General features: G+C 74.5%; 4 protein-coding genes. 3 read left to right on the top strand and 1 reads right to left on the bottom strand.

Annotated elements, in window-relative coordinates; translation table 11 throughout:
* Positions 1-115: 115 nt before the first annotated feature.
* On the top strand, positions 116-466 hold the full coding sequence (locus tag KS423_RS41790; protein WP_224284943.1) for a hypothetical protein: 351 nt from the start codon (positions 116-118) through the stop codon (positions 464-466).
* A 117-nt stretch (positions 467-583) separates the two neighbouring features.
* Complete coding sequence (locus KS423_RS41795) at positions 584-1,198, top strand: SUKH-4 family immunity protein (RefSeq protein WP_224284944.1); 615 nt, start codon at positions 584-586, stop codon at positions 1,196-1,198.
* A gap of 99 nt (positions 1,199-1,297) precedes the next feature.
* Here KS423_RS41795 and KS423_RS41800 read toward each other — a convergent pair whose 3' ends face one another.
* On the bottom strand, positions 1,298-1,951 hold the full coding sequence (locus KS423_RS41800; protein WP_224284945.1) for a TetR/AcrR family transcriptional regulator: 654 nt from the start codon (positions 1,949-1,951) through the stop codon (positions 1,298-1,300).
* A gap of 116 nt (positions 1,952-2,067) precedes the next feature.
* On the opposite strand from KS423_RS41800, the gene KS423_RS41805 reads away from it, so the two are divergent.
* Positions 2,068-3,105, top strand: coding sequence for an aldo/keto reductase (locus KS423_RS41805; RefSeq protein ID WP_224284946.1), 1,038 nt, complete (start codon positions 2,068-2,070; stop codon positions 3,103-3,105).
* The last annotated feature ends 110 nt before the right edge of the window (positions 3,106-3,215 follow it).

A 3,215-nucleotide genomic window follows, 5' to 3' on the forward strand; every position in this document is an offset into this window, starting at 1 on the left:
TCCGGTGAAGCCGCCCGTCGCACCGCCCGCGCCGGTCGCGGCCCCGGTGCCGGCCGTGCTGCCCGCAGCCGCGCCCGCCGTTCCGATGACTCAGCCAGTAGCAGGGAGTTCCCCCGTGACGTGTTTCTTCGACCCCTCGCACGGCGCCGGCACCACCGCGGTGCTGTGGTCGCCGCAGTGGGGCGTGCCGCGCCAGATCGAGGCCTGCGTGGCCTGTGCCCAGCGGGTGCAGACCAACGTCCCGCCGTTCTACACCCCGGCGCAGGCCGGCTACCCGCAGCCGGTCCAGCAGGGCCAGCCGCAGGTGCCCGGCCAGCAGGCCCAGGGCGGGCGGCGCTTCGGCACCGGTGCGCTGATCGGCGCCGGCGCGGCCGGCCTGGTCGGCGGTGCGCTGCTGAACGAGGCCTTCGACGACGACCCGCAGGTGGTCGTCAACAACTACTACGAGGACGACGGCTTCTTCTAAGCCGTCAGGCCGCAGCTCCGGAAGGGCCGTCGGGGGGTGTGCCCCGGCGGCCCTCGCTTTCGGTGCGGTGCGCTTGAATGAGGGCAGAGCACCGTTCTGACCGGGGGAGACGCACCGATGACCATGTCCGACGCCGAGCTGCTGGCCGCCGCCGGCAACCCCACCGCGGCCTGGCTGGAGTCCTGCTTCGGCCCGGGCGCGCTGTGGCGGCCCGAGCCCGGGGCACTGCCCGAGCGGCTGACGTCGCGGGACGCCCGGGCGTTCCTGAGCGAGGTCGGCGTGCCGGCCGTGGAGCTCGACTTCCTCGGCTTCGATGCCACGGGCCTGCCCGAGCGCGGGATGTGGGAGGCGGACCTGGACGACCTGTTCGGCGAGCGCACGCCGGACGACGACACCCCGCCGAGCAACTGGGGCTACTGCGTCGGCACGTTCCACGAGCGGCATCTGATGGTGGCGGGTGACACCGGCACCGTGCGGATCTACAACGCGGACGGCTGGGACCACGGGTGCGGCTACGGCGGCTGGGCGGCCGACTCGCTGCCCGCGGCGGTCGGCGCTCTGGCGCTGCTGGCGCGCCTGGAGCAGCGGATCCGCGAGGGGGACGCCAAGGCCGCGCTGGACGAGTTCGAGGCGCTGGTGGCCGAGTTGGGGCAGGGGCCGGACGAGTCGGACCTCTGGGTGAGCCTGCTGGAGAACCTGCGCGAGGAGTACGAGGACCTGGACGAGGACTGACCTGGTCCCCGGGCCCCCGGCCACCCGGGCCCTTCCGGACCGACGGCCGCACAACGCCGGTGCGCTGTGCGGCCGTTCGCTTTTCCCCGGCTCGCGCGGTCAGTCGCCGCGATGCCGGTACGCCCCGGCCCGGGCCGCCGCCTCGGCGGCCTCCGCCGCGCGGTCGGCGGCCGCCTCGTCCAGTGGCTCCGCGGTGGTGAGCATCCGGTAGTAGAGCGGCGCCGAGACCGCCCGGACGACCTCGAACCCGTCGGTGTCCGGCGGGAGTTCGCCGCGTTCGACGGCCGCCGTGACGCATGGCGCCCACTCCTCGACCCGGCGCCGGTAGAAGTGCCGCAGCGCCTCGGCCGCGTCCGGGTCGCAGTTCGCCGCCACGATGACGGCGCGGAACAGGGCGCCCTGCCGCGGGTCGGCCAGGGTGCGCTGGACGAGCCGGGCGTTGGCCCTCAGGTCCCCCGCGAGGGAGCCGTTGTCGGTGCGCGGCAGCGACTGCTCGGCCATGTCCGCGAGCAGGTCCGCGACCAGCGCGGTGGTGCTGCCCCAGCGGCGGTAGACGGTGGTGCGGCCGACCTCGGCCCGCTGGGCGATGTCGCCGAGGTCGAGGCCGCTGAAGCCGTGCTCGACCAGGGCGTCCTCGGCGGCGCGCAGGACGGCGGTGCGGACCCGCGCTGTCCGGCCGCCGGGGCGGACGGTGCCGGGCGTGGAGGGTTCGGGTGGGGAGGGCTGCTCGGGCTGGGAAGGCTGGACGGCCATTAACGGGATTCCTGTTCCATTAGAGGGGTGGACTCTGTTAGGTTTGAGGCATCCTAACGGAATGGGAGTCCCATTAGGGGCTTGAGGGGAGATTCGCCATGACCGTCACCACCGACATGGAGTACCGCCGGCTCGGCGCGTCCGGACTCAAGGTGCCCGCGCTCAGCCTCGGCACCGGCACCTTCGGCGGCCGCGGCCCGCTGTTCGGCGCCTGGGGCACCACCGGCGTCCAGGAGGCCCGCCGGCTGCTCGACATCGCCATCGACGCCGGGGTCACCCTCTTCGACACCGCCGACGTCTACTCCGACGGCGCCTCCGAGGAGGTGCTCGGCCAGGCGATTCGCGGCCGCCGCGACCAGGTGCTGATCTCGACCAAGGCCGGACTGCCCACGGGTGACGGCCCGCAGGACGCCGGCACCTCCCGTGCCCGGCTCGTCCGGAGCGTGGACGACGCGCTGCGCCGCCTCGGCACCGACTACCTGGACCTGTTCCAGCTGCACGCCCACGACGCCGGCACCCCGATCGAGGAGGTGCTCGCCACCCTGGAGGACCTGGTCCGGGCCGGCAAGATCCGCTACACCGGCGTCTCCAACTTCTCCGGCTGGCAGCTGATGAAGTCCCTCGCCCTCGCCGACCGGCACGGCCGCCCCCGGTACGCCGCGCACCAGGTCTACTACTCGCTCGTCGGCCGCGACTACGAGTGGGAGCTGATGCCGCTCGCCCAGGAGGAGGGCGTCGGCGCCCTGGTCTGGAGCCCGCTCGGCTGGGGCCGGCTCACCGGGAGGATCCGCCGGGGGAAGCCGCTCCCGGACGGCAGCCGGTTGCACGACACCGCCGACTACGGCCCGCCGGTGGAGGACGAGCTGTTGTACCGGGTGGTCGACGCGCTGGACGAGGTCGCCGCCGAGACCGGCCGCACCGTCCCCCAGGTGGCGATCAACTGGCTGCTGCGCCGTCCCACCGTCTCCTCCGTCATCATCGGCGCCCGCAACGAGGAGCAGCTGCGCCAGAACCTGGGTGCGGTCGGCTGGTCCCTGACGGAGGACCAGGTGGCCCGGCTGGACGCGGCCAGTGCCCGCACCGCGCCGTACCCGTACTTCCCGTACCGCCGGCAGGAGGCCTTCGCCCGGCTCAACCCGCCCATCGCGGGCTGAACGGCTGAACGGCGGAGCGGCGGAGCCGTTCCGCGTGGGCCCCGGCCCGGGAGATGTCCGGGCCGGGGCCGGACCGGCTGCCGCGGGGCCGCGGTCGGCCCCGCGCCGGC

It is taken from the genome of Streptomyces sp. LS1784 (assembly GCF_020103755.1).
Taxonomy (GTDB): Bacteria; Actinomycetota; Actinomycetes; order Streptomycetales; family Streptomycetaceae; genus Kitasatospora.

What these genes read in the sequence shown, in the direction of transcription:
- KS423_RS41800 (WP_224284945.1), bottom strand. Translation starts at nt 1,951, where the DNA reads ATGGCCGTCCAGCCTTCCCAGCCCGAGCAGCCCTCCCCACCCGAACCC.
- KS423_RS41795 (WP_224284944.1), top strand. Translation starts at nt 584, where the DNA reads ATGACCATGTCCGACGCCGAGCTGCTGGCCGCCGCCGGCAACCCCACC.
- KS423_RS41805 (WP_224284946.1), top strand. Translation starts at nt 2,068, where the DNA reads ATGGAGTACCGCCGGCTCGGCGCGTCCGGACTCAAGGTGCCCGCGCTC.